Raw genomic sequence first — 24,319 nt, 5'->3', positions numbered from 1 at the left:
AAGGAATAACTACTACTTGATAAAAGTGACTTACACGGGGTAATAAATCGACATTTGTCCTATTATTCACCCTTAAAAATGTTCTATTCTAGTGAATATCTATAAGTACCCTACTTTAAATTATTATCAGTTGCTAACGATCTGACTACTTCTGTAATGATAAAGAATACTTTACTTGTACGAAGCCAATTCTATCAGGCCTATCGAATAGATCAAACATTTCAATTCCATCAATTAATGTACTTCTCCTTTTAGATATAAAAAGTATTCTAGAGCAGTAGTAATACAACCTAAAATAACAAAAAAAGCCCCCTTATAAAGGAGGCCTTTGATCAGCTCGAATATTATAATTAATTATTCTGTCATAGATACATATTCTCCAGTAGCCGCTTCATGTATTCTTATTGCTTGTCCGCCTCCCTCTGCTAAGTGCATAGAAAGATGTTCACCATTTTTAATTTTCACTTTCTTAATGTCTACATCAGTAGCATTTACTTTATAACTTGCATTTGTACCATCTGCATAGATTTCTGCAATGTATTCCTTTCCATCTTCTAAGAAATCTATTGGTATCTCTAATGCTCTTTTCTGTTCGTTTGTAATTGCACCGATATACCAATCATTACTTTTTCTATCTTTCCTTGCCACTGCTACGTACTCTCCAATATCTGCAGTTAACACTTTAGATTCTTCCCAATCTGTAGGTACTTCTCTAATAAACTGAAATGCTGGATTTCCTTCATAATGTTCTGGTAAATCTGCTGCCATTTGTACAGGGCTGTACAACACTACATACAATGCCAACTGATTTGCAACTGTTGTATGCGTAGAATTTCCTTTTCTATATTTATCAAAATTTGTCTGAAAAATACCTGGCGTGTAATCTAAAGGTCCACCTAACCCCATTGTAAATGGTAATATTGTAGTGTGACTTGCTGGATTTCCATCACTCCAAGCATTGTATTCCATACCTCGCATTGCCTCTCTACTTAACATATTTGGGTAGGTTCTACGGATTCCCGTTGGCTTTATTGGCTCGTGTGCAACAACGCAAACTTTATGTTTAGCAGCTGTTTCTAATACCTTTCTGTAATGGTTTACCATATACTGCCCATGGTGATGTTGCCCTTCTTCTTCTGCTCTAATTTTACCTACATAACCTGTTTTTAATGCATTCATCTCGTTCTTTTCAAGAAGATCAAAAGCATCGTCCATTTGGTTTTCGTAGGTTAAAATATCACCACTTGTTTCATGATGACCTATTAATTCTACTCCTTTTTCTTTGGCGTAACTTGCTAAATATTTTAAATCATAATCAGAATAGGGCTCTACAAAATTGAAATTTGGATTTGTAATCCAGTCTTCCCATCCCTTATTCCAACCTTCTACCAATACTCCTCCAAGACCATTTGATGCTGCAAAATCAATATATTTTTTAGTGTTTTGTGTATTTGCACCATGGTTTGGTCCTTGTTCCCAAGTAGATTTGTTCATGTGCATTTCCCACCAAACCCCTAAATATTTCATTGGTTTTATAAAAGAAACATCTTCAATCTTATTGGGCTCATTTAAATTTAAAATGATGTTTGATTCTACAAGATCTCCAGGATTATGACCTACTTGAATAGTTCTCCAAGGTGTGTACATTGGTGTAGTTCTTTTTACTTTCACACCGTCAGGCCATGGCACTAAATACGACTCAAATGATGTTCCTTTAGTACCTCTATCCAAAGTCATTGTAGAGTAATCTGTAAGATTTGCTTCATGAATACTCAAATAATCTCCACTTTTCGTTTCAAAAGTAGCAGGTGTATGCATTAACGTTTTTACCTCTGCAATTTGTGCTTTCTCATAAAGACGTTCATAAGTATCAAAACCGTGTTCCCAGTTGGTTACAATTGTATCGCAGGGTTGGTACCATACTTTATAATTGTCTACTAAATTAAATGTCGTTTCTTCCGACATGATTTCTATTTTAGAAATATTCTCTTGTGTAGGGATAAAATATCTAAAGCCTAATCCATCATCAAATACTCTAAAAATGAGTTGCATTTCTCTTGGATGAGTAGACTTTTCTTTAAGATAAACCGTAAGTTCATTAAAGTTGTTATCTACCTCTTTACTTTGTCCCCATACTGTTTCCCATTGTTCATCAATAGATTTTTTTTGAATATCTACAACCTCAAAGTTATCTAATAAGTTGGGTTGATCTTTCAATACAAAACCTAAATCTGAAGTAGAAATAATTTGTTCTTGATCAAATGTAAGTTCATATTTTGGTGCTCCATCTATCATTTTAAAAGTTAATTCTAAATGATTTCCTGGAGACGAAAGAACAACATCTGTTTCTTTATAGCTATCGAATAATTGACATGAAGAGAGTGTACCCCCAATAATCAATGTTGTAATTAATTTTCTAATTGACATGTTTTTAAATTAAGTTTATTGAAGTTCAGTAAATAAATCAGTAGCTTCTGAAACTCTTGTAGAAACAAGGTTAAAATAAATTTGATCTACCTTATCTCTAAAAGATCTATTTGCAAGGTATCTAGGATCATTTTTAAGATTAAACCAATTGTAAACCATTTCTAGTTCTGTAACTGAGTAACTTACGCCTGTATATTTTTGCACTTCTACTAAGAAATCAAATTGATATTCTACTGTAGGTTCTATTGTTGTTCCTTCTCCGAAATCGTTCCAAGTAATAAGCTGTAAAAAGTCGATTTTATCTCCGTAGTTTGAAGCTAAATCTAATGTCGATTTCATTTGTGATGCTCCTAATGGGTATTCCCATCCACCAACAATTACTTCACCATAGCCACCTTCAACATAAAAATCTTTAAATCCAGGGAAAGCACCACCTACAGATATTTTATTTGGATCTGCATTCTTATAGTAGTTTTCTATATCACTGATATCTCCTGAACCGGGCCATGCAAAATCTCCATCTGCAACAGTATTAATTTTAGTATTATTCTGAAGAGGAATAAAATGTTCGTCTTCTGGCGATGCTCCAAGCGCTTGTGTCCACTCTACGTCTCCAGATTGGAATGGTCCGAAAATCATTGTAAGTGGTTTTCCATCAATTCTGATGTATTCATCTCTTCCATAATAATTATCACTTAGATATTTAATATTAGCAGTGATATCATCAAAAGGTGTTTCTTCGTTAGCAAAACGATCTTCCATTACTACAGAGAAGTTTAAGCCAACATCATCTAACTCTTCAATAATTGCGTTCGAATTCTGTAAAAGAGAATCAATATCTTGGTTTGTTCCTTCCGTACCGTACCAGTTGATTAATAAACCATCAATACCAGCATATTTCATTAAAAGTAAGTGGTAATTAATTACATCTGGATCACGAGAATCGTAAGGTCCAATTAAAGGATGCACATGCGATGCAATATCAGGAATAGTTCCGTCAATTAATTCATCTGGGTTTTTATTAGTCATTGTCCAATGGCTCCCCCAATCTGAAGAGTAATCACCTTTAGCCTCAAACCAAGGCATATAGTGCATATACACTTTCTTATTATTTGATTTTGCTACAGGCACAGCTTCATGCTCTACCACACCTTTTTTAATTGGAAAATCTGAAATTACATTTTCGGTTGTACAGGCAGATAAAAGAGCTGTTGAACAGATTGTAAAGAGTATATTTTTTATAGTATTCATCTTACTAATTGTTTTTGATTTTAAAGATGGGCAGCGATTCGCTGCCCAAAAAAATTCACACATCTAACTTCTAGTAGCCACTGTTTTGAGAAAAACCATCACTAGATACTAATACTGATGAAGGTATCGGATATATATTTCTATCTTCTGTAGTTACATCTTTACCGGCCCAAGTGCCTTTTGTAAACTGACCAAAACGAACTAAATCTGTTCTTCTGTAGCCTTCCCAATACAATTCAAAACCTCTTTCGTCTAAAATTTCTTGTCCGTCTACACCAATTGAAGAAAGTACTGTATTTCCTCTTCTTAGTCTTAAGTCATTAATTATTGTTAGTGCACCTGCTGCATCTCCATTTCTCCAAAGTGCTTCTGCTTTCATTAAATACACATCTGCAAATCTAAGTAATGCCACATCGTTATTTGCTCTCCAGAAATTCTCAGAAAGCTGATCTGGTGCCCATTTTAATACTCTTACTCCCTCAAACTCTTGTGCATTTGATATGTCTGCTATTTCTGCAGTGTAGGCCAATAAATTACCGTTTCTATCCTTTAATTGAACTCCAGAAGTACTGTATTGTTGACCTTCTAGTAAACCTAAATTTAGACCTGTACTTTGTAAGTATCTAGTATCTTGAAAACGGTAATCTGTTGTTTCTACACCATTGCCATTAATACCATCTTGATCCCAAGAATTGAAAAACTCTTCTGTAGTACACATCCCGTTCCAAGGCTGTAAAGCTGCAGTTCCTCCCGTTTGAGAATAATGTAAAGTCATTAAAGCTCTTGTCTGTCCAGAAAACTCACTAGATACATTGTAACCATTTCTAATTATTAATAATGCTTCTGGGCTATCTTGATTATTGAAATCAAAAAGTTGGAAATAATCATCAGCCAATCTATAACTAGGTGAATTTAAAACAGCATCTGCATGCTCAATTGCCTTATCCATATCTTCTTTAGATGCAGAAGATTCTCCATTGTATATAAATCGATTTAGGTATACTTTAGAAAGTAAAGCATGTCCTGTTTCTCTTACTACTTTACCATATTCAGGTTGGTCTTTTTTCTCAAACAAAAGAGGGGTAATTTCTTCTAATTCTTGAATAACCAAATTTGTAGCAGTAACTCTATCTAAAGCTACGTTTACTCCGTCTTCGTTTCTATAAGGTACCTGTCCAAATAAATCAAGTACTTGCCAAACATAATATGCTCTCAAAAATCTTACTTCTGCAAGATAAGGTTGTGCAATTTCTAAGAAATACTCATCACCATCACCAATATCATAGATATCTTTTAATGTATTAAATGTTCTAGATATACCTACCGACATATCGTTCCATCCATTTTCTACAATAAGATGATCTGCTCCCCATTCTTGTTTATGTAATTGTAACCAAAGTCCGTTATCACTCCAATCATTTCCTCTTGTTGGTGTCATCATTTCATCTGTAGACCCCTCTGTTAGTGCGTAAATATTTCTTTCTCCCATAAACTGGAAAAGTGATGAATACGCAGGTAATGATAAAGCACTTAGCTTAGTTGGATCTTCTAAAATTGATTTTCTTTGTTCCGCATAGTATTTCTCTTGCGTTACTTGAAAGTCTGTATTTGGTTCTAAATTCGTACACCCTACCGACAGCATCGATACAAAGGCTACTGCTAAAGATTTATATGTATTGAATTTCATAATTGTTCAGCTTAAAGATTAACATTAATACCAATGATTACTGTAGATGGACGTGGATAAGATGTATAATCTATACCAAATGATGGGTAACCATTTACGTCCATACTTGCATTTACTTCAGGGTCATAACCTGTATAGTTTGTCCATACAAATAAGTTTTGCCCTGTTGCGTAAATTCTAGCACCACTCATCCAAGAAATGTTAGATGTATTAAAGTTGTAACCCAAAGTGATGTTTGATAAACGAAGGAAAGTTGCATCTTCTATAAATTCTGAAGAAGTAATTGCTTCTTGATCAAGGTTTTTCTCTGACATTAAATTGGCATACGTTGTATTCCCTGCCTGAGATAACATCCTTTTGTTATAGAATGCATGTGCTGTGTTGTTATAAATATTCTGTCCGTGTTTTGCATCAATAAATACAGAAAAATCTATGCTTTTGTATTTAACGGTATTATTTAAACTCCACATATAATCTGGGTGTGGTGACCCCAAATGTCTTTCCACTGCTGCATCAGAAGAACTTGTTGTACCACCTTCTGCATTGGTATACATAGAATATCCTTCTTGATCAAAACCTCTAAATTCTCTTGTATAAAAAGTCTGTAATGGATAGTTGTCTTGAATAACTTGAACTTGTGTACTTGAGATACCAGGCCCGTTTAATCTACCCGTTCTTACTGCATCATTATCTAAACCTTGAATATTATTTTCGATCATTGTGAAGTTAACGTTTGATGAAAACTCCCAATCTCCGTCTGTAATCCAATATACTTTTAACGACGCCTCAAACCCTTTATTTATTAATTGAGCAGGTAAGTTTACATACCCAACTGTTGCTAATGCTGGAGGCGTTAAATCTACTTTAAATAATAAATCTGTTGTTGATTTATGGAAGTAATCTAACGTACCTGAAATTTTATCATTAAAGAAACCAAAGTCTAAACCTATGTTTGCTTGTGTTGTAGTTTCCCATTTAATATCCTCGTTTGGCTGATGATCTGGCTCGTATGTTTTCACATCATTTACCGTCACTGGATTGTAGATCATTAAAGGAATATGATCTGGAATTTCTTGGTTACCAGTCTGTCCCCAACCACCTCTTAATTTAAGGTTAGATACTACATCAGAATTATATAGAAATGCTTCTTCAGAAATTCTCCACCCTAATGCTGCACTTGGAAAGTAACCATACTTATTATTGTCTCCAAATTTAGTAGAACCATCTGCTCTCATAGATGCAGTAATTAAATACCTATCATTAAAGCTGTAATTAAATCTACCAAAATAAGATTGCAGTTCAGAAGAACCTCCACCAGACCAAACATTAGATGCTTGTTTGTTTGCTGCCTGATTTAAATTATCTGCGTAATCTACAGCAGAAGAAAAGAAGTTATCTACATACATACCGTTAAATTCGTAATCAAATTTTTGGTATGAAAAACCTCCCATAACAGAGAAATTATGTTTATCAATTGTCTTAGAATATGTTACAAAATTCTCTATTGAAAAGTTTGTATTTTGATTATTACTGATTGTACCCGTACCATTTGTCTCGCTTTGCAAATCTTTAGAACGACTACCTTTACGCTGAGCATTTGATCTATCATAGGCAATACTCAAATTATAATTTAAACCTTCTATGATTTTAAAATCTGAAGTTACATTGGCTAAATAGCGGTCAGTTACAGACTCATCGTTTATTAAATTAATTAAAGCTACTGGATTGACATCTGTTGGTGTTTGAAAGTAAGAGCCATCTTCGTTATAAATTGGCATTGTTGGGTTACCTCTCAATGCACTACCAATCAAGTTATTTGCCCCTGTATCACCTGTTCCAGATCCTGTTCCTAAAGGTGCATAAGTATCGTTAATTGTTGATGCAGATAAGTTAAAACCAACTTTCCATCTATCATTTAATAATCTTTGTTCAATATTTAAACGACCAGTAAGACGTTTCATTCCAGAACTTTCTATTACTCCTTCTTGGTCCATATAACCTAAAGAGGCCAAATAGTTACCTGATTCTGATCCACCAGATACAGACAAGTTATGATTTTGTGAATAGGCTGTTCTAAAAATTTCATCTTGCCAGTTTGTCTTTCCACCATAATCCCAATCTAAAAATGATAAATCACCAGTTGATTGTGCAATTAAAGCTCTACTTAGTCTCCAGTCATCAGCAGAAAGTAAATCAATTTTCTTTCTTACCCATGCCATACCACCATACGCTGAGTAACTAACTTTACCTTCTTGATTTTTAGCTTTCTTAGTTGTAATCATCACTACACCGTTCGATCCTCTAGAACCATAAATTGCCGTTGCAGAGGCATCTTTTAAGATATCAATGCTTTCAATATCATCTGGATTTAAAAAGTTCAAAGGGTCTTTAGGTGCCTGATTTCCACCTCCTACAGATCCCGAAGCAGATGCACCACCTCCTAAAGGAACTCCATCAATTACATATAAAGGACCGTTATTACCACGTACAGAACTTGTTCCTCTAATATTTACAGAAACAGCAGCACCCGGCTCTCCACTGCTTGGTGTTATCTGTACACCCGTTGCTCTACCTTGAATAAGTTCGGTAGGGTTTGACATCACACCCGAATTAAAGTCTTCTCTGTCTACAGAAGACATGGCACCAGTAACATCTTTCTTTTCTTGGGTTCCGTACCCTACAACCACAACCTCATTCAACACATCTATATCTTCTTTTAGTGTTACACTAATATTTGTTTGATTTGTTAAATCAAAAGTCTGTGTTTCGTATCCCATATAACGGAACGACACGCCTGTCACTCCCTCTGGAACTAATATTTTATAATTTCCATCAAAGTCTGTAGTTGTCCCAACAGGTGTTTCAAAATCTCCTATCAATGCTACAGTTACTCCAATTAAAGGTTCGTTACTTTCATCTATTACTAAACCGGTTAGCGTAAAGTCATCTTGAGCAAATGCGTTCCCTGTATTCAATAGCATTGCTATTATAAAACTGAATACAGATAAACTTTTTATATATATTTTCATCTTTGTTGATTTTATTTCTGAATAGCGTTCAAAAAATTAGTTAGCAGGTACAAAAGAAATTTTTATAATTCTATCTGCCTTGTTCGGGTCATACCCTGGAATAGTTTTTGAATCCCCTCCAAAACCTTTCGACGATAATTTTAATTCTGAATCTGAAATAGAGGTTATTTTATATTCATGAACATCGTGTGCAACATAATCTGCATAATCTACTCCAGAAGTATAATGGCCTATATAACCACCCATACCATTTACAGTAATTATTGTATCGTTATCTACTACACTTAATTCGTAAGTGAAATCACCATCTCCCCAAGCGTCTACATTTTCACCATCTATATTTATTAATGGGTCTGATGTATCTGCACATTCAACATCAGTAAATATTGACCATTCTTTCCAGATAGTTCCATTCACATCTCTTGAATAACTTCCGTCTTCAGAGAATGTAAATTCTGAATCAAATAAACACGTTCTAGCAAGCACATCATTTTCTGATAAAGACCACCAAACATCATCTCCCACAAGTGGACCATAAGAAACTGCTCCAGTATTTTCTTCTACTGACCATGATCTAGACAATAGTGTTTTTATTGAAGATAAATCTACTTCTTCTACTGGCTCTTCTGGCTCTTCATCTACAGGTTCTACTGTAACTTCTGAAGGAACTAAAATTAATCTTACAAGACGATCTGCTTTGTTTGGTATTGCTTTAGAATCTCCATTATACCCTAAAGAAGACAATTCTATTCTTCCTGGTATTGCAGATTTAATAATGTACTTATGTTCTTTCTGAGGCAAGAAGTCTGATGCATCCACTCCACTTGTATAATGCCCTACATAACCGCCTAAACCAATTATTGTGATTACAGCATATCCACCTTCTTCAGTGATTTCATAGGTAAATTCACCATCTTCCCAAACTTCTACATTTGCACCAGCATTTGTCACTAACTCATTTTCTGTGTCATGACATCCTTCAGTTTCAAAAATTTGCCATTCTTTCCAAAGTGCTCCATTTGATACTCTATTATATACTCCATCAGTAGTAAAAGAAAATTCTTGATTAAAAAGGCATACTCTAGTTGTAAAAGCATTTTCATCATACATATCTATAACAAACCAATCAATAGTCTCATCGTCTAACGGACCAAATGAGTATCCTTTGGATTCTTTAGCAATCGACCATTTTTTAGTACCATCAGTACCAACCAATATCTTCTTTGCCTCTGCTACTACATCTACAGGTTCGATAATTTCTGGAACAAAGATATTAACCTCTCTAGTAAAAGAGTTTTCAGTAGCTCCTGAAGCTGCCATTAAGTTAACTACAAATTCTCCTTCTGGAAATACGTGTTCAACATTTTGTTCATTAGATGTTGTGCCATCGCCAAAATCCCATAGATAAGAGGTAGCTCCAACAGATTTATTCGTAAAAGTTACAATAGTATCATCAGAAATTATAAAAGAGTATTTTGCTAATACTGGCATTGGTATATCTAACGACGTCTCCTTGTTTTCACAAGAGAGCGATATCCCTAACATAGTAAGAATAAAGAGTTTTAATAAAGTTGTTTTTGTAAAATTCATCTCAATACGTTTTGCTTTATTGTCTTTTAAAAAGTTGTTTCGTCTCTTTCTTAGTAGCGCTTAGTTGAAGAGTATGTTACAATTTTAGGGAGTTTGCGTTTTTATTAGGTGTAATCAAGACACTGATAAGGGGATATTTAAGACACCTATGGAATTTCACTATGTTATCAGCTCTTACAATCTTTGAATACACCACTGAGAATGCAGATTTCAGCAATTGTAAAGGGTTTTCTTAGATTCTGTTAAAAAATAGGCTTTAAAGGGTAAAAAAAAGACATTTGACCTATTTTTCCACCAATAGAAAAAACAATTTGGTGTATTTAATCATTTATAGTACATGTATATTAAGTTCATTTTTAAATTTGAATAATTCTATTTATCATTGATAAGAGAATGGTCTTAATAACCAGTTTCTATATAACTAACTCAACTCAATGTATTCACTGTGCTATGAAATTTTTTAATTATTTACTTTCTCTTTTTTCTATTTTAATAACTTCGTTTTCTTATGGACAAGACTCTCCTAAGTTTGAGTACTTAAATATTAACGAAGGGTTAAACCATAGTTGGGCAAAGTGCTTGGCTAAAGACAATAATGGATACCTTTGGATTGGAGGTATTAGTGGACTTAACCGTTATAACGGTAGTTCATTTAAAAACTACTCCGGTAATGAAACCGATAAATCTGGTCTATCAGACCACTTTGTTCTTTCTATTTTTGAAGATTCTAGGAATAACTTCTGGGTAGGTACCTTTAGCGGGGGACTTAATCTACTCAACAGGAAAACAGATACATTCAAAACATACCGAAATCAACCAAAAAATACATCTTCCATACCAAACGATAAAATACAAGCCATTTTTGAAGATGCAGACCATAGATTATGGATAGGCACTGGAAAAGGTTTAGTACAATATGATTATGCAACTGACAGTTTTATACCTTATACCTACAACAAAAATGGTAAAAAAAGAAGTATAAAAGATCCCGTTCGTTGTATATATGAAGATAAATCGAATACACTTTGGGTAGGTACAGATAATGGGTTATATCAAATACAGATAGAGAATAAATACCTTAAACATTTCAAGAAAGAGGTAGATAACAAGTTGTCTCACAATACTATTACAAGTGTTTATGAAGATGAATTTAATCAGCTTTGGGTGGGTACTCTTGGCGGAGGATTACATCGTTTTAATAAGAAAGAGGAATCATTTAAACAATATACTCTTGAAGATGGCTTAAAACACAATAGTATCTTATGTATTAATGGCAACCAAAATGGACAATTGTATATAGGTACAGAAGGTGGTGGTTTACATATTCTTGATACTAAAACATATCAAATAATTGATTTACTACCCGATGATAGTATTCCAAATAGTATAAATAGTAATTCAATACATAGCCTGCTTTACGATAACAAAGGTGGTATTTTATGGGTAGGTACTTACAATGGTGGTGTAAACTACTTTAGTAAATGGGACAAAAATTTCAATCATATTAAAAAAGGTATTCTTAGCAGTAACAATGTACTGTCTTTTGCAGAAGGACCAAATAAAGAAGTTTATGTAGGCACAGACGGAGGTGGTATTACCATTTTAAAAGATGGAAAATCATCATTTCTTACTAAAAAAGATGGCCTTTCTGGAGATGTTATTTTAAGTATGTTAACTGATAAGGATAAGAACTTATGGGTAGGCTCTTTTAATGGTGGTCTTGACTTTATTGATTATAAAACTGGTAAAATGAAGCACTTTTACAATAATGAAAACAATCCTGAAAGTCTAACAAGAAATGATGTAAGTGCTATCTTTCAAAGAAAGAATGGAGATATATGGGTTGGTACAATGCATGGAGGATTAAATAAGTTAGACAAAAAGACCAATACATTTAAACATTATAGGTCTGATGTAGGAAACCCCTCTAGTATTTCTAATGATTTTATTGGGAAAGTTTTTGAAGATAGTAAAGGCAATTTATTAGTTCAGACAGGTAGTAGTATTGATATTTATAATGATGCTACAGATGATTTTACACCAATTGGCCTTCAATATAAAATTAATATCTCTACAACAGTTTGTAGTCACGAAGACCAAAGAGGAAACCTTTGGATTGGTACAAGAAATAAACTGATTTACCTTGATAGAAATAGTGATATTTCTTACACCTATACTGTAGAAGACGGACTTCCTTCAAACAGTATTTCAGGTATTTTAGATGATGAGCAAGGTAATATATGGATAAGCACGCAACGTGGTTTGGTAAAGTATATTAATGCTGTTCATACTCCTGAAAAACCTGACTTTCATATTTTTACAGTAGAAGATGGTTTACAAGGTCTTGATTTTAAAATTCAGGCTGCATTTCAAAAATCAGATGGCACAATGTATTTTGGGGGCAACAATGGTTTGAATTATTTTAAACCTAAAGATATTTGGTTAAATCCTGTTCAAGCAAAAACTGTTATTTCATCTTTTAGACTTTTTAATAAAGAAGTTGAATTTGGTACGGAAAACAGCCCATTACCTTTACCTATTGATGAATTAAATGAAATCACATTATCGCATGATGAGAATATCTTTTCTTTTGAATTTTCTGCGTTAAATTTCATCCTCCCTAAGAAGAATCAATATGCCTATATGCTAGAGGGATTAGAAGATGAATGGTATTATGTAAATGATAGAAAAAATGCATACTACAATAACTTAAAACCAGGCACTTATACTTTTAAAGTAAAGGCTTCTAATAATGATGGAATTTGGAATACACAGCCTACAACATTAAAAATAACGGTAATTCCACCTTGGTGGGAAACAACACTTTTTAGAGTATTATTTATTATTGCTATTGTGATCGGACTTTTAGTTTTATATAAACTGAGGGTACATCAATTAAAAGAACAAAAGAAAAAGTTAACCGCTAAAGTTAACCGAGCTACTTCTACAATAAAGGAAGTAAATGAGCTACTTGCAGCACAAAACCATGATTTAAACGATAAAAATTCTCTATTAAAAGAGCAGAATCATGAGTTAGAAACTCAATCAGAAAATATAAATAATTTACTACAAGAAGTTCAAGAAAATAACGAGGCAAAACTCCGATTTTTCACGAATATCTCTCATGAATTACGTACGCCATTAACATTGATAATTGGACCTTTAAAACAATTAATTCAAGGAGAAAGTACATCACCAAAAGAGGATTATGATGTAATGTTTAGAAATGCCAATAGCTTACTTAAAAATGTAAATCAGCTACTAGATTTTAGAAAGTTAGAATCTGGTAATATTGATTTAAAGGCAAGTAAAAATGATATTGTGAGCTTCTCAAAATCAAGATTTCTATCATTTACTCTTTTAGCACAAAAGAAGAAAATTGATTTCCATTTTGAGAGTTTTGAAGAAGAATACATCATGTGGTTTGATGCTGAAAAAATGGACAATATTATCACTAACTTATTGTCGAATGCATTTAAATATACACCAGATCATCGTTCAATTCAATTTTCAATAAAAAAAGAAAATAACGAAGTTCTCTTAGAAATAATGGATACTGGTTTAGGAATTTCTACAGAACAAAAAGCTCATATTTTTGATCTGTATTATCAAGCAAATAACAGTGTTAACTCAACCACAATAGGAACTGGAATTGGGCTAGCACTTATAAAACAATTTGTTGATTTACACCATGGTACCATTGATGTTGTTTCTGAACAAGACAAAGGGTCTACATTTACTGTCAGATTAAAAACAGGTGAAAACTTTTTATCATCTGCTGAAAAAACAAATAAGCATACCTTAAAAAAGGGTTCTATAAATGAAGATTTAGACCAAATGTCTTTTGTAAGCGAACACACAATTGATGTTATTAACGATGAAGAAATTAAAGCCGAAAACCTTACTGTATTAGTTGTTGAAGATAACAATGACATTAGAAGATATATTAAAGAAAATCTTATAAATACATTCAATATTATTGAGGCCGAAAACGGGAAAATTGGCTTGGAAAAAGTAATGGAATATTCACCAGATTTTGTAATTAGCGATATTATGATGCCTGAATTGAATGGTCCTGATCTCTGTAAGTTGATTAAAAATGAGCCTCAGACATCGCATATACCGGTTATTTTACTTACTGCTTATTCTGGTGAAGAAACTCAATGGAATGGATACAGTGCAGGAGCTGACGATTATATAGTGAAGCCATTTGATATTAATATCTTGCGTAGGAAAGTAAGTAATATGGCGGCTACTCGTAAAATGCTTGTACAGAAATTCCAATCTACTACATCGTATGCTACATTAAATAAAGAAGTTGTTGAAGATGATTTCTTAGGAAAAGCAATTCAAGTTGTAAAAGACAACATGGATAATTTCTCTTTTGGAGTAGATGATTTTACAGAACATTTTGGTATGAGTAAACGACATTTACTACGTAAAATGAAATCGATTTCTGGGTTATCAATTAATGAGTTTATAAAGAATATTAGATTAAAATATGCTGCTGATTTAATGAAAGATCCAGAGTTGAATATTTCAGATATTGCCTACCAAACTGGCTTTAACGATCCAAAGTATTTTAGTAAGTGTTTTAAATTGGAATTCAAGAAAACACCCTCAGAATATAGAGATGAAATTATTATGGCGAAGTAAAAAGAGAAGGAGGAACACTCAAAAAATGTCCCTCCTTCTTTTATTTTTTATCTTCTTTTTCTATCTCATTACCTCTGGATTTATTACCAAGAATTACTACTTGGTCTCTATGACTAATCTTACCATTGAGTTTCACAATTAGCACATAAGTACCTGGAGTAAAAGTAGATACATCAAAAACTGCTTTAGATCTCGATAAGTCTAAATTCGGTGTATTATCTACCAATTGACCTGTAGAGGTGTTGATAAACTCAAAAGTAGCTACTTCGTCCTCCATAAGATTAAGAGCAACATTTAAAGTGTATTGAGCAGGGTTAGGATAAATACTGACAACTTCCCCTTGTTCAAGTTTTCCATTGTTCAACACTTCTATCCAAGATTCTGTTTTACCATCAAAATCAACTTGAGTTAATCGGTAATATACTTTTCCTTTTTTTGGTTTTTCATCTTCTACTTCATAAGTATTGGCCACATTTGAGTTCCCTGCCCCCTCAACAAATTCCGCAATAGTTTCATAGTTTTTACCATCTATAGATCGCTCCAATTTAAAATGGCTATTGTTAATCTCTTGTGCAGTCTCCCATACACTAAATACTTTACCGTTTTCTATGTTTACATTAAATGAGGTGAGTTCTACTGGGAGGTCTGTCTTATCAATTTTATTAGTCAAATAATGGGATATTATACGTAAAGGTTCGTTGATACTAGGTATTTTATCTTCCAAAGATTTACCCCTAATTTTAACAAAATGATTTATTTTTGATTGGGGTATTTTACTATTTTTATCATGTTTTGCAAAGTTAGATTGATTAATACTAAAATAATAAAACTTATTTAAATCATTAATTTTATTATGCTTAGGTTCTTGATGTTTATGTTTACCCTTACCTTCTTCAATATGAAAATGTATATTTACATCGCCCATTACTCCAATATTACCTCCAAAATTACATTTATGAGGGTGGGGGCCCAAAAAACTTTCCCCTATTAGTAGATTAGCACCTTGTTTATTATTAAAGTTAATTGCTTTTTCACTATCTAATTTACCTAAATAGAAATTTTTCTGGACAATTAAATTTCCACTATTTTCAATTTTACTATTTCTAACTTTGGTATCTTTTTCTTTATTAGATGATCTTAGTACTAAATTCCCATAAACAACTAATGTATCTGTTGATTTTATAAATAATTGTCCCTTATTCCTAATGATTAAATCTCCTTCAACAATGGTCAACCTCGAAGAGGTCTCGTAAGTTTTAGTTCCTATAAATAATGTTGAACCAAAGTAGGTAGCTGTTCCATATTTAGTACTTTTAAATTGTTCAACGTTGCCTTTATTAATATCTTGGAGATTAATATTCTGACTATAAGCATTAAGCATACTAATACTTAAAAGTAACAGTAATAAAAATTTAGGTGTAAATTTCATCATCTTTGGTTTAGTAATAATTGATTTCTAAAATAATCAATTATTTACCAATCAGATTAAAATGAGGAAAGAATATTAGTATACTTAAATTGATTATTAATCTATTTACATTGTTAAAAACCTATTATTTGTTTTTCTTAAAGAGATCTTTAAACATGTCTATCGTTAAAACTAACCCAAGTATACCTGCAATAAAGTAACCACCAAGGGCAAAATTATTTATAAAAGAAGCATTTTCTGATACAGACATAGACGAAGATGCAATTAAAAGGCAACCTATTATAATACCTGTTGTCAGTTTATTTATGCCGTTTTTAAAGGTATCTAAAATTGTTTTTGTATCGTCTAATCCAATTTGAACTTCAATTTTACCTCGTTTTATTAATTGGATAATATCTTTAATATCGGTAGGAATAGTTTTGACATCTTTTAAAGTATTGAATAGATCTAGTAGCATTTTTCTTTGATTTTTTAAAGAGAATAAATCAAACTGATATTTAATCATAAATGGTTTAATTTCTTCTAAAATATTCATTTTAGGGCTCATGTCTAATGCTGTTCCTAATATTAACGACAATGCTTTGGCTAGATTGACAAAATAATTTGGTAATACAATATTATAGTGAAACATAATAGCCATAATTTTCTCACTAAATTCTACCCATGGTACTTCATCTACCCCTTGATCTAGCTCCTGAAAAATATCGTGAAGTTGGTATTGTAAATTCTTCTGATTTTCAACGGTAATTTCATGAGAAATTGCAATTCTCTTAATTGCTCGAATTACTCTATCTGTATCCTTAGATAAAAAAGCTTCGAGAAACTCTGTAATTAACGTTGTATCTTCTGGTAATAAATGGCCTATTGCACCAAAATCTATAAAACATATTCTAAGGTCTTCTGTAATAAATATGTTCCCCGGATGAGGATCAGCATGGTAAAATCCAAATTCTATAATCTGTTGTACAAAAGATTTAACGAGTCTTTTACTCACTGTTTCTTTTTGTTTATCGGTAGCCGATTCTAAAAAATCATTCAACTTCACTCCTTCTGCAAAGTCCATACAGAATAAAGATTGCGTAGATAAATCATTTACTACATTAGGTGCGCAGGTAATCTTTGAGTCTTTAAAATATTTTACAAATTGTGCCTGATTTCGTCTCTCAATAGCGTAATTTAATTCATTCTTGATACTAATTTCAAATTCATCAAAAAGACGCATAGTATCCATTCTAGCTAAAGATTTGCTCGATTTTACTATTACTCTTAGAATACTACGCATAATACGTAAATCCTCATTCATAATAACATCTGCATTTACCTTCCTTACTTTAAGAACAAGGTCTTTACCCTTTCTTTTTACAGCATACGTTTGCCCAATAGAGGCTATACCTATTGGTGTTGGATCTATGTATTCAAAAACTTCGTTTGCAGGTTGTCCTAACTCTTTTTCTATGTACTCATTAATATTAAGTGTGTTATCTTCAGATACATTGTCTTGAAGTTTCTGTAACTCGTGTACATACTCAATAGGAATTAAATCTGCTCTATTACTAAGTAATTGTCCTAATTTAATAAAAGTAGGACCTAACTCTTCTATTGCTAGTCTTAGCCTAACCTCAATAGGTAGTTTATTAATATCAGAATGTTTCTCTAATACTTTATTAGGAATAAGGTGGCTCAATGTTGAATTCATAATCCACGCTTGAAACCCATATTTTACCATTACGTGAACGATTTCAATATATCTACCTGAATAGTTTACCTTGCTTTCCATTATTACATCTATAGTTTACCCAAAACAACTCATAACCTTATACAAATTAAGAAGACACTTTCAATAATTTAGAGAAAGAAGGTAGCAACCAGTACTTTTTATTAAAGTTTATAATTCTATCTCCTAATTTTACAATTGATTTAGTTGTTAGAGTAAAGTTTTTGTTAATTATTTTATTTTTTATTATCTGATTGATTTTCGACACTATTGAAGTAGTAAAGTATTACTTATCATCTATTTACAAAAATTAATATTTTGTTGTTTATAAGTTTTTGATGACTACAGCTATCTATTATGATTTATTTTTAAAATAAACTTTAATAAAAAGGTAGGGTACTTTTCTTCTTAATTGTATTAGTTATGTATTCAGTCAAAAAAATGATTGTTATACGTTACAAAGAAAAAATAATATTTCATTTCATTTCAATAGTTTAACTCATTACAATAACCCGAACTATAATTAATGTTGTTTATTTAATAGTACATTAAAAAGAGACTTAGAATATTCTAGGTCTCTTTTTTGTATAATGAATGAATGTTTATTCTTAATTAATTTTATAATTGTATCTTTGTGTTCTCGAACTTAAAATGTTATAAATGAAACCTTTCATAAAGATACTATCCGCCACTATGCCAAGTCTTGTTGTAAAAATGGCTTACAATAAAATAGTGCAACCTACTGTATTTAAACTTAGACCTCACGAAATAGAAATATTAGATAAGGCAGAAAAAGACTTTATCTCTTTTAATTCTTTTGATGTTCAGACCTATAAATGGGGTAACGGACCAAAGAAAATTTTATTAGTACACGGTTGGGAAGGACAAGCAGGTAATTTTGCTGAAATTATTGAAAGCCTTGTGGATAACGATTATACAGTTTATGCATTCGATGCTCCCTCTCATGGATTTAGTAGCAAAGGAAAAACAACCATGTTCGAATTTAGTGCCTTAGTAAAGCTCTTTTTAAAAGAACATGCTATTAAAAATATAATTAGCCATTCTTTTGGTAGTGTTGGCACAACGCACTGTTTATCTAACAATAAAGATATTAAGGTTGATAAATACGTGATGATCACTACCCCTGATAGGTTTGAACAACGTTTAAATGATGTTGCTCAGATGGTAGGGTTAAATAATAGAGTAAAAAATAAGTTAGTAAATAAGCTAGAAAGTGAGTTTAACGTAAAAGTAAACGATCAAAATGTATCTGATTTTGTCACGAAAGTAAACGTAGAAAAGGCTTATATTCTCCACGACGTTAATGACAAAATAATCGCTATCCAGCAATCAATAGATGTTCAGAAGGCATGGGGAACAGCTTGTGTACTCGAAAAAATTGAAAACACAGGACACTTCAGAATTTTAAGAACCGATGCTGTAGTTGAAAAAGTAATCAACTTCTTAGAAAGTTAAGAAAACACCCCAATTCATGTAAATGAATTGGGGTGTTCTTTTATAATTGGTATTAGACACCAAATCTATAATTAATACCCGTCAAGATAAATTTACTATAATCAGAAACTCCATATTCACCTCTAATCCAAATTCTCTTACTAAGCTGAAATTGTCCTCCAAACTGGAAAGTCCATTTTTTAAGTAAATCTTTTTTGATATGATAATCCACTTGGCTATTCATTATACCCCCATCTCCTATTTCTGTACCAGCTATCTCATTTATAGCTTTAACACCAGCATCTATAACTATTCTCTGACCTGTAGATAGATTATCGTACCATTGCTGGTACGCTCCTTCTAAACCCGGCATGGCATCTTTTAAAACAATAGAGCCATAACTACCTCCTGAGTTTGTAAAGTTTCTATACATTGCCCCTACATAAAAAGTAACAAAACGGTCGTGCTTTAAATTAAACTTTTTACCAAATCTAATAGAGTTGACCATTATGCCAACATTGTCTTTTATTAGATCAGATTTAGTGCCTGAATAATTGGCATCAACAGATACAAAATAATCTTTGTACCCATAATTAAAGGTTGCTCCAACGCCAAAAGATATTGCCTCAAAAATTACACTCGAACTAAAATAAGGAAACTTTCCATTGCCAAAATCTGGTTGTAATCCCACCTCTGTTCCACCTTCAACATAAGAGAATAACCCGTATACATTCAAAAATGGAAGAGTAAACAAATCTCCTCTTAAATTAATACCGTTTGTAGTGGCTCTAGTACTCTGAAAACCTAAAGTTTTTTCGTTTAAAATAGAAGATAAATCTTGCCCGTTTAAAGCCATTCCAAATTCTGAAATACCTAAATACATTTCATTATAAACGTAATGGACAGATATACCTGCTGGTAAAGGAAAATCAATTCCTTTATTCTGAATTTCTTGCCCCCAAATAGGGAAAGTATAGGGGTAAATGGAGGTTGTATCTGATAAATTATTTTGGCTTTCTGATTGTCCAAACGTGGTAATTGAATATAGCAGTAAGTAAGAAATTAAACATAATTTGCTCATAAATATTAATTTGGTTCAACTTTTAAAAAGTCAAATTTAGTTCAATATCAAAACAAATAAATTTAAAGACTAAAATATGGTAACAATGCATTATTACTACATTAATGATATACAACATATTAAAACAACAAGATTAATTTTTATTTAACATTAAACATAAATAAAAAATCTACAAACATTAATATATCAAAAATAGAACACTTAAGAAGTAATAAAATAAGGAAGGGCAAAGGCTATTACATTCAAAAACTCGTCAACTTTAAAGCCTTACTCTTTATAAAAGAAGTAGACAATAAAACTAACGAGTTCAAAAAATTCTCCACCGTTAAATGAAAAATTCCACTTTTTAATTCATCTGAAATTGTATATAAATGTAGTCATATTTTCTCAAATTTTATGTTAATATAATTTGATTTGGTGTAGTATTTTTGTAAACCTTTGATTAGAGAATATAGGGGCAGTTTTTTACCAAAAAAAATACTTAACTAATTAATAGTCAATTAAAAAAATATGGTCATTTTTGTTAACTAGTTACCACTCAACGAAGAGTAATTAAGGTCTTCAAATTACTTATTTTCAGCCTCTTTTTCTTTTAAAGAAAATGCTCTAAATTCTGTTGGAGATTGATTTAAGTGTCTCTTAAAAAATCTATTAAAAGTCTGAACATCTGTAAAATTCAAACTATCAGAAATCTCAGAAATTGTATTATTTGTAAACTGTAAATATCTAGTTGCTTCTAATAAACGTCTTTCTTGAATAAACTGTAAAGGCGATTTATGATCATTTTTAGAGAATAAATTGGCGAGTGTTTTGGGCGATCTATTTAGCATTTCTGCATATTCTGCCACAGTATGTTTCTCTAAATAATTCATTTCAACTAAAAAAGTAAACTCTCTAATTATATCAAGTTGCTTTTTATTGATGCTGCTAAGGTAGTCTGCTTGTTGTTTAAGTTGTCTGGTACAAATAATAAGTATCTGTTTCATTAGCGTACCAAGCATAGATAATTGTAGGTCATTTTCTATTAATAACTCAGACTCCATCAACTTCCAAAAGATACCTAGCTTCTCTTGATCATCATTAGACAAGTTAAGTATAGGTAAATGTTTTGCTCCAAAGAATAAAATTCCTTTACAATCTACCTCACTATCGTGTTCCACAATACAATAAAATGATCTATTGAATTGAAACAACTTGGTTGTCCCCATGTGTACTACATCAATATTATAGAATTCGGTTAAAGTAATTACTTGGTTTTTTTTAAAATTATAAGGAACATTATCAATAATTAATTGAGTTGTATCGTCTAAGAACCATAATAGTGTTTTTTCTGTAGAAAATTTTTCTTGCAAAATTGAGTGGTTAGAAGCATTCAATTCTTCTATTCTAAAGTATTCTCCTACGTTTCCTTCTACTTTCATACTCCGTATCTAAAATAGTCTTAGTTATTGTTTTTACAATGTTAATAAAAAAATTCATTAAAAAAAGTATGAATATAAAAACCATTTACTATATTTGACCTATCAGTCAAAAATTAAATTACAAACTTTAAATTATCAACTCGTAATGAAAAACCTATTAATCATTTTATTCCTAATTGCCAGTATTCAAATTACTTCAGCACAAGAAACTGCTATTTACGAAAAATACGGTGTTACAGTCGGCACACTTCAACCTGGTTTAGAAGTTGGAGAATCTGTGAAAAACTTTAAAGGTAAAGATCAGAACAACAAAACATATTCTTTAGATGATGCACTTAAGAACGGTCCTGTTGTTGTTAATTTCTTTAGAGGTAGTTGGTGTCCATATTGTGTAAAACACCTTATTAACGTGCAAGATTCTTTAAGTATGATTGAAGCTAAAGGAGCAACGTTTATTGCTGTTACGCCAGAAAATCAAGAACGTTTTACTGCTCTAGCAGAAAAGAAAGGATTTACTTTCGAAATGGTAGAAGATAAAAAAATGGATATTATGAACAGCTTCGAGGTAACATTTGATGTAAACGATGGATACCAAAATATGCTTAAAAAATATGAGAACGATTTAACTAAAACGAACGCTATTAAAAAGGCAGCTCTTCCTGTTCCTGCAACTTTTATAATTTCACAAGATGGGAAGATTATTGCAAGACATTATGATCCAAACTATAAAGTAAGGATGAGTGTAAAAGATATTCTAAATACACTTGAATCCATTTAAATCAATCAGCTTGAAAAGGTCATTATAGCATTGTATTCTATAATGACCTTATTTTTTTTCAAATTAAAGCCCTAGTAATAATGAAGAAAAATCATTACTACTAGGGCTTTAGTTGTATATAATATTGATCGTTTATTAACATCTAGAAAAAAGTATCTCCTTCAATAATTTTTTGATTAGAAAAACATGATGCAGGTAAACCAACTTCATTTTCTAAAAATGGTCTCGCTTTACTATTCCAACCAAAACGAACATATTGCGGCTTTTTAATTCCCTTGAGATCTAATTTTACAATATTTTTATCAATTAATGCTGGAACACAATGATAAATACCATCAGCTGAACAAACTTCAAAATATCCTTTATCTCCTTTTGAAAAATGAAGCCCTTTACTGTTAGAAAAATGCACATAAAGTGTACGCCCTTTTCTTTGTATAAACATCATGTTAGGAGACTCTACAACCTCATCATTAATTTTATCATAAATACGTTTTAAAGCAATATTTGCAAGCCTTACGCCGATATCATCCTTATTTTGTGGGTTAAAATCATTGTGGTGAGAAATATCGCTTGTTACAACCATGGCTGTCTTTTTTATATTCAATATTTCTCTTTGCTGATCTCGTATTTTTGCTCCTGCAGTAATATTTCCATATTTATAAGGTGCAATCTGAACATAATAAAAGGGTACTTCGCCAAACTGATTACGCATATTTTTAATCAGTTTTAGCATACTAGCCTTATAATCACTTTTCTTACTTATTTCGTGTTTACCATGCGACCATAAAATACCAGCAATTTTATAGTTTCTAAATTGATACATCATCGGATGATGAGCAATATCTTCGTGATGAGGTGTAAATGGTTGATTCTTAATATTTTCAAGTTTATTAACCAAGGCAAGTTCTTCATCCATTGCTGTTTCTGTGTGCCAACTATCTATGGCTTCATGCCCCCAATCTTGAATCACTACACCCACAGGAATTTGCGTAAATCCTTTTACCTGAAAAGCAAAATAGTAAGCCAAAACACTTGTTTCTAAGAGGTTAGCTTCCGATGTTCCTTTCCATTGTCCTTTGATGTCTTCGTGTGAAAACATTGATGGCTTTTTATCAACAGTAAAAAAACGAAGTCCTTTTTTATATACTTCTTCCTTAAAAATTGGATTCGTTAAACTAACGCTATCTTTAAAAGTGGCAGTTATATTATCTTGTCCGGCAGCAAGCCAAACTTCACCGATTAATACATCTCTTAAAACAATTTTTGATTTACTCCCTGAAATAGTGATTAATTCGGGATTAAAACCTCCATTTTGAGTTTTAATTATAGCTTTCCAGTTAGAAGTCCCTTCTACAATTGTAGTTGTTTGTTCCCCCCATGAAGTTACTACAGAAATTTGTTCTCCAGGATGTCCCCATCCCCAAAGAGTAACCGTAGCATTTTGTTGCATTACCATACCAGACCCATAGAGGTTACTAATTGATAATGCATGAGAATTTAATGCCCAAAGTAGCATTAATACAATAGTTAAAAATTTATTCATAATAGTAGCAAAAAAATAATCAATACTAGCTGTCATTCTAGTACTCAAATATTTATAAAAAATATAAATATCACACATTTCAAATATGTAAATAAATATTAATACCTTAACTATTTTGCTCCCATTTTATAATTATAATACGCTGTAAAGGCTTATTTTCTAAGAAAAATGAAATTTATTTTTCACCACTTAGGGTTTTTCTTCTCTTTATCCCCTTATCTTATTGAACCCGAGAATGACATTAAGTAGTAATGAAAA

13 protein-coding genes are annotated in these 24,319 nt (G+C 31.9%); 3 read left to right on the top strand and 10 right to left on the bottom strand.

Annotated elements, in window-relative coordinates:
* Positions 1-354: 354 nt before the first annotated feature.
* The 5 genes from EI427_RS22695 to EI427_RS22675 form a co-directional block, all read right to left on the bottom strand.
* Positions 355-2,427, bottom strand: a complete 2,073-nt coding sequence (locus tag EI427_RS22695) for a glycoside hydrolase family 97 protein (protein WP_126619344.1) — start codon at positions 2,425-2,427, stop codon at positions 355-357.
* A gap of 15 nt (positions 2,428-2,442) precedes the next feature.
* Entirely contained in the window at positions 2,443-3,678 is a 1,236-nt protein-coding gene (locus EI427_RS22690; RefSeq protein ID WP_170178587.1) for a glycoside hydrolase family 71/99 protein, read from the bottom strand.
* Between the two features lie 70 nt (positions 3,679-3,748).
* Positions 3,749-5,365, bottom strand: coding sequence for a RagB/SusD family nutrient uptake outer membrane protein (locus EI427_RS22685; protein ID WP_126619340.1), 1,617 nt, complete (start codon positions 5,363-5,365; stop codon positions 3,749-3,751).
* Between the two features lie 11 nt (positions 5,366-5,376).
* Positions 5,377-8,394 (bottom strand): SusC/RagA family TonB-linked outer membrane protein, encoded by a 3,018-nt coding sequence (locus EI427_RS22680; protein ID WP_126619338.1) that lies wholly within the window; start codon positions 8,392-8,394, stop codon positions 5,377-5,379.
* Positions 8,395-8,430: 36 nt separating this feature from the next.
* The gene (locus EI427_RS22675; RefSeq protein ID WP_126619336.1) at positions 8,431-9,984 is read right to left on the bottom strand and encodes a PKD domain-containing protein; all 1,554 of its coding nucleotides are present in this window, start codon (positions 9,982-9,984) and stop codon (positions 8,431-8,433) included.
* A gap of 450 nt (positions 9,985-10,434) precedes the next feature.
* Between EI427_RS22675 and EI427_RS22670 the strand changes: the two genes are divergently transcribed.
* Positions 10,435-14,640 carry a hybrid sensor histidine kinase/response regulator transcription factor gene (locus tag EI427_RS22670; RefSeq protein WP_170178586.1) on the top strand — a complete coding sequence of 1,402 codons (4,206 nt, stop codon included), beginning with the start codon at positions 10,435-10,437 and terminating at the stop codon, positions 14,638-14,640.
* A gap of 40 nt (positions 14,641-14,680) precedes the next feature.
* On the opposite strand, the gene EI427_RS22665 is transcribed toward EI427_RS22670, so the two are convergent.
* Complete coding sequence (locus EI427_RS22665; RefSeq protein ID WP_126619332.1) at positions 14,681-16,072, bottom strand: T9SS type A sorting domain-containing protein; 1,392 nt, start codon at positions 16,070-16,072, stop codon at positions 14,681-14,683.
* A 121-nt stretch (positions 16,073-16,193) separates the two neighbouring features.
* On the bottom strand, positions 16,194-17,846 hold the full coding sequence (locus EI427_RS22660; RefSeq protein WP_126619330.1) for an ABC1 kinase family protein: 1,653 nt from the start codon (positions 17,844-17,846) through the stop codon (positions 16,194-16,196).
* Between the two features lie 597 nt (positions 17,847-18,443).
* Here EI427_RS22660 and EI427_RS22655 point away from each other — a divergent pair.
* On the top strand, positions 18,444-19,259 hold the full coding sequence (locus EI427_RS22655; protein ID WP_126619328.1) for an alpha/beta fold hydrolase: 816 nt from the start codon (positions 18,444-18,446) through the stop codon (positions 19,257-19,259).
* A 52-nt stretch (positions 19,260-19,311) separates the two neighbouring features.
* On the opposite strand, the gene EI427_RS22650 is transcribed toward EI427_RS22655, so the two are convergent.
* Positions 19,312-20,319, bottom strand: a complete 1,008-nt coding sequence (locus tag EI427_RS22650; RefSeq protein ID WP_126619326.1) for a hypothetical protein — start codon at positions 20,317-20,319, stop codon at positions 19,312-19,314.
* Positions 20,320-20,885: 566 nt separating this feature from the next.
* Entirely contained in the window at positions 20,886-21,740 is an 855-nt protein-coding gene (locus EI427_RS22645; protein WP_126619323.1) for a helix-turn-helix domain-containing protein, read from the bottom strand.
* Positions 21,741-21,885: 145 nt separating this feature from the next.
* Between EI427_RS22645 and EI427_RS22640 the strand changes: the two genes are divergently transcribed.
* On the top strand, positions 21,886-22,518 hold the full coding sequence (locus EI427_RS22640) for a peroxiredoxin family protein (protein ID WP_126619321.1): 633 nt from the start codon (positions 21,886-21,888) through the stop codon (positions 22,516-22,518).
* 142 nt (positions 22,519-22,660) lie between these two features.
* On the opposite strand, the gene EI427_RS22635 is transcribed toward EI427_RS22640, so the two are convergent.
* Positions 22,661-24,061, bottom strand: a complete 1,401-nt coding sequence (locus EI427_RS22635; RefSeq protein ID WP_170178585.1) for a sialate O-acetylesterase — start codon at positions 24,059-24,061, stop codon at positions 22,661-22,663.
* Between the last annotated feature and the right edge of the window lie 258 nt (positions 24,062-24,319).

It is taken from the genome of Flammeovirga pectinis, assembly GCF_003970675.1.
Classification (GTDB): Bacteria; Bacteroidota; Bacteroidia; order Cytophagales; family Flammeovirgaceae; genus Flammeovirga; species Flammeovirga pectinis.
The sequence above is the reverse complement of the archived record's forward strand: the minus strand, read 5'-3'. Positions and strand labels throughout refer to the sequence as shown.

Bases quoted from the DNA above. Each gene is read 5' to 3' on its own strand.
- EI427_RS22685 (WP_126619340.1), bottom strand. From the start codon at position 5,365: ATGAAATTCAATACATATAAATCTTTAGCAGTAGCCTTTGTATCGATG.
- EI427_RS22655 (WP_126619328.1), top strand. From the start codon at position 18,444: ATGAAACCTTTCATAAAGATACTATCCGCCACTATGCCAAGTCTTGTT.
- EI427_RS22695 (WP_126619344.1), bottom strand. From the start codon at position 2,427: ATGTCAATTAGAAAATTAATTACAACATTGATTATTGGGGGTACACTC.
- EI427_RS22650 (WP_126619326.1), bottom strand. From the start codon at position 20,319: ATGAGCAAATTATGTTTAATTTCTTACTTACTGCTATATTCAATTACC.
- EI427_RS22640 (WP_126619321.1), top strand. From the start codon at position 21,886: ATGAAAAACCTATTAATCATTTTATTCCTAATTGCCAGTATTCAAATT.
- EI427_RS22635 (WP_170178585.1), bottom strand. From the start codon at position 24,061: ATGAATAAATTTTTAACTATTGTATTAATGCTACTTTGGGCATTAAAT.
- EI427_RS22680 (WP_126619338.1), bottom strand. From the start codon at position 8,394: ATGAAAATATATATAAAAAGTTTATCTGTATTCAGTTTTATAATAGCA.
- EI427_RS22645 (WP_126619323.1), bottom strand. From the start codon at position 21,740: ATGAAAGTAGAAGGAAACGTAGGAGAATACTTTAGAATAGAAGAATTG.
- EI427_RS22675 (WP_126619336.1), bottom strand. From the start codon at position 9,984: ATGAATTTTACAAAAACAACTTTATTAAAACTCTTTATTCTTACTATG.
- EI427_RS22690 (WP_170178587.1), bottom strand. From the start codon at position 3,678: ATGAATACTATAAAAAATATACTCTTTACAATCTGTTCAACAGCTCTT.
- EI427_RS22665 (WP_126619332.1), bottom strand. From the start codon at position 16,072: ATGATGAAATTTACACCTAAATTTTTATTACTGTTACTTTTAAGTATT.
- EI427_RS22660 (WP_126619330.1), bottom strand. From the start codon at position 17,846: ATGGAAAGCAAGGTAAACTATTCAGGTAGATATATTGAAATCGTTCAC.
- EI427_RS22670 (WP_170178586.1), top strand. From the start codon at position 10,435: ATGAAATTTTTTAATTATTTACTTTCTCTTTTTTCTATTTTAATAACT.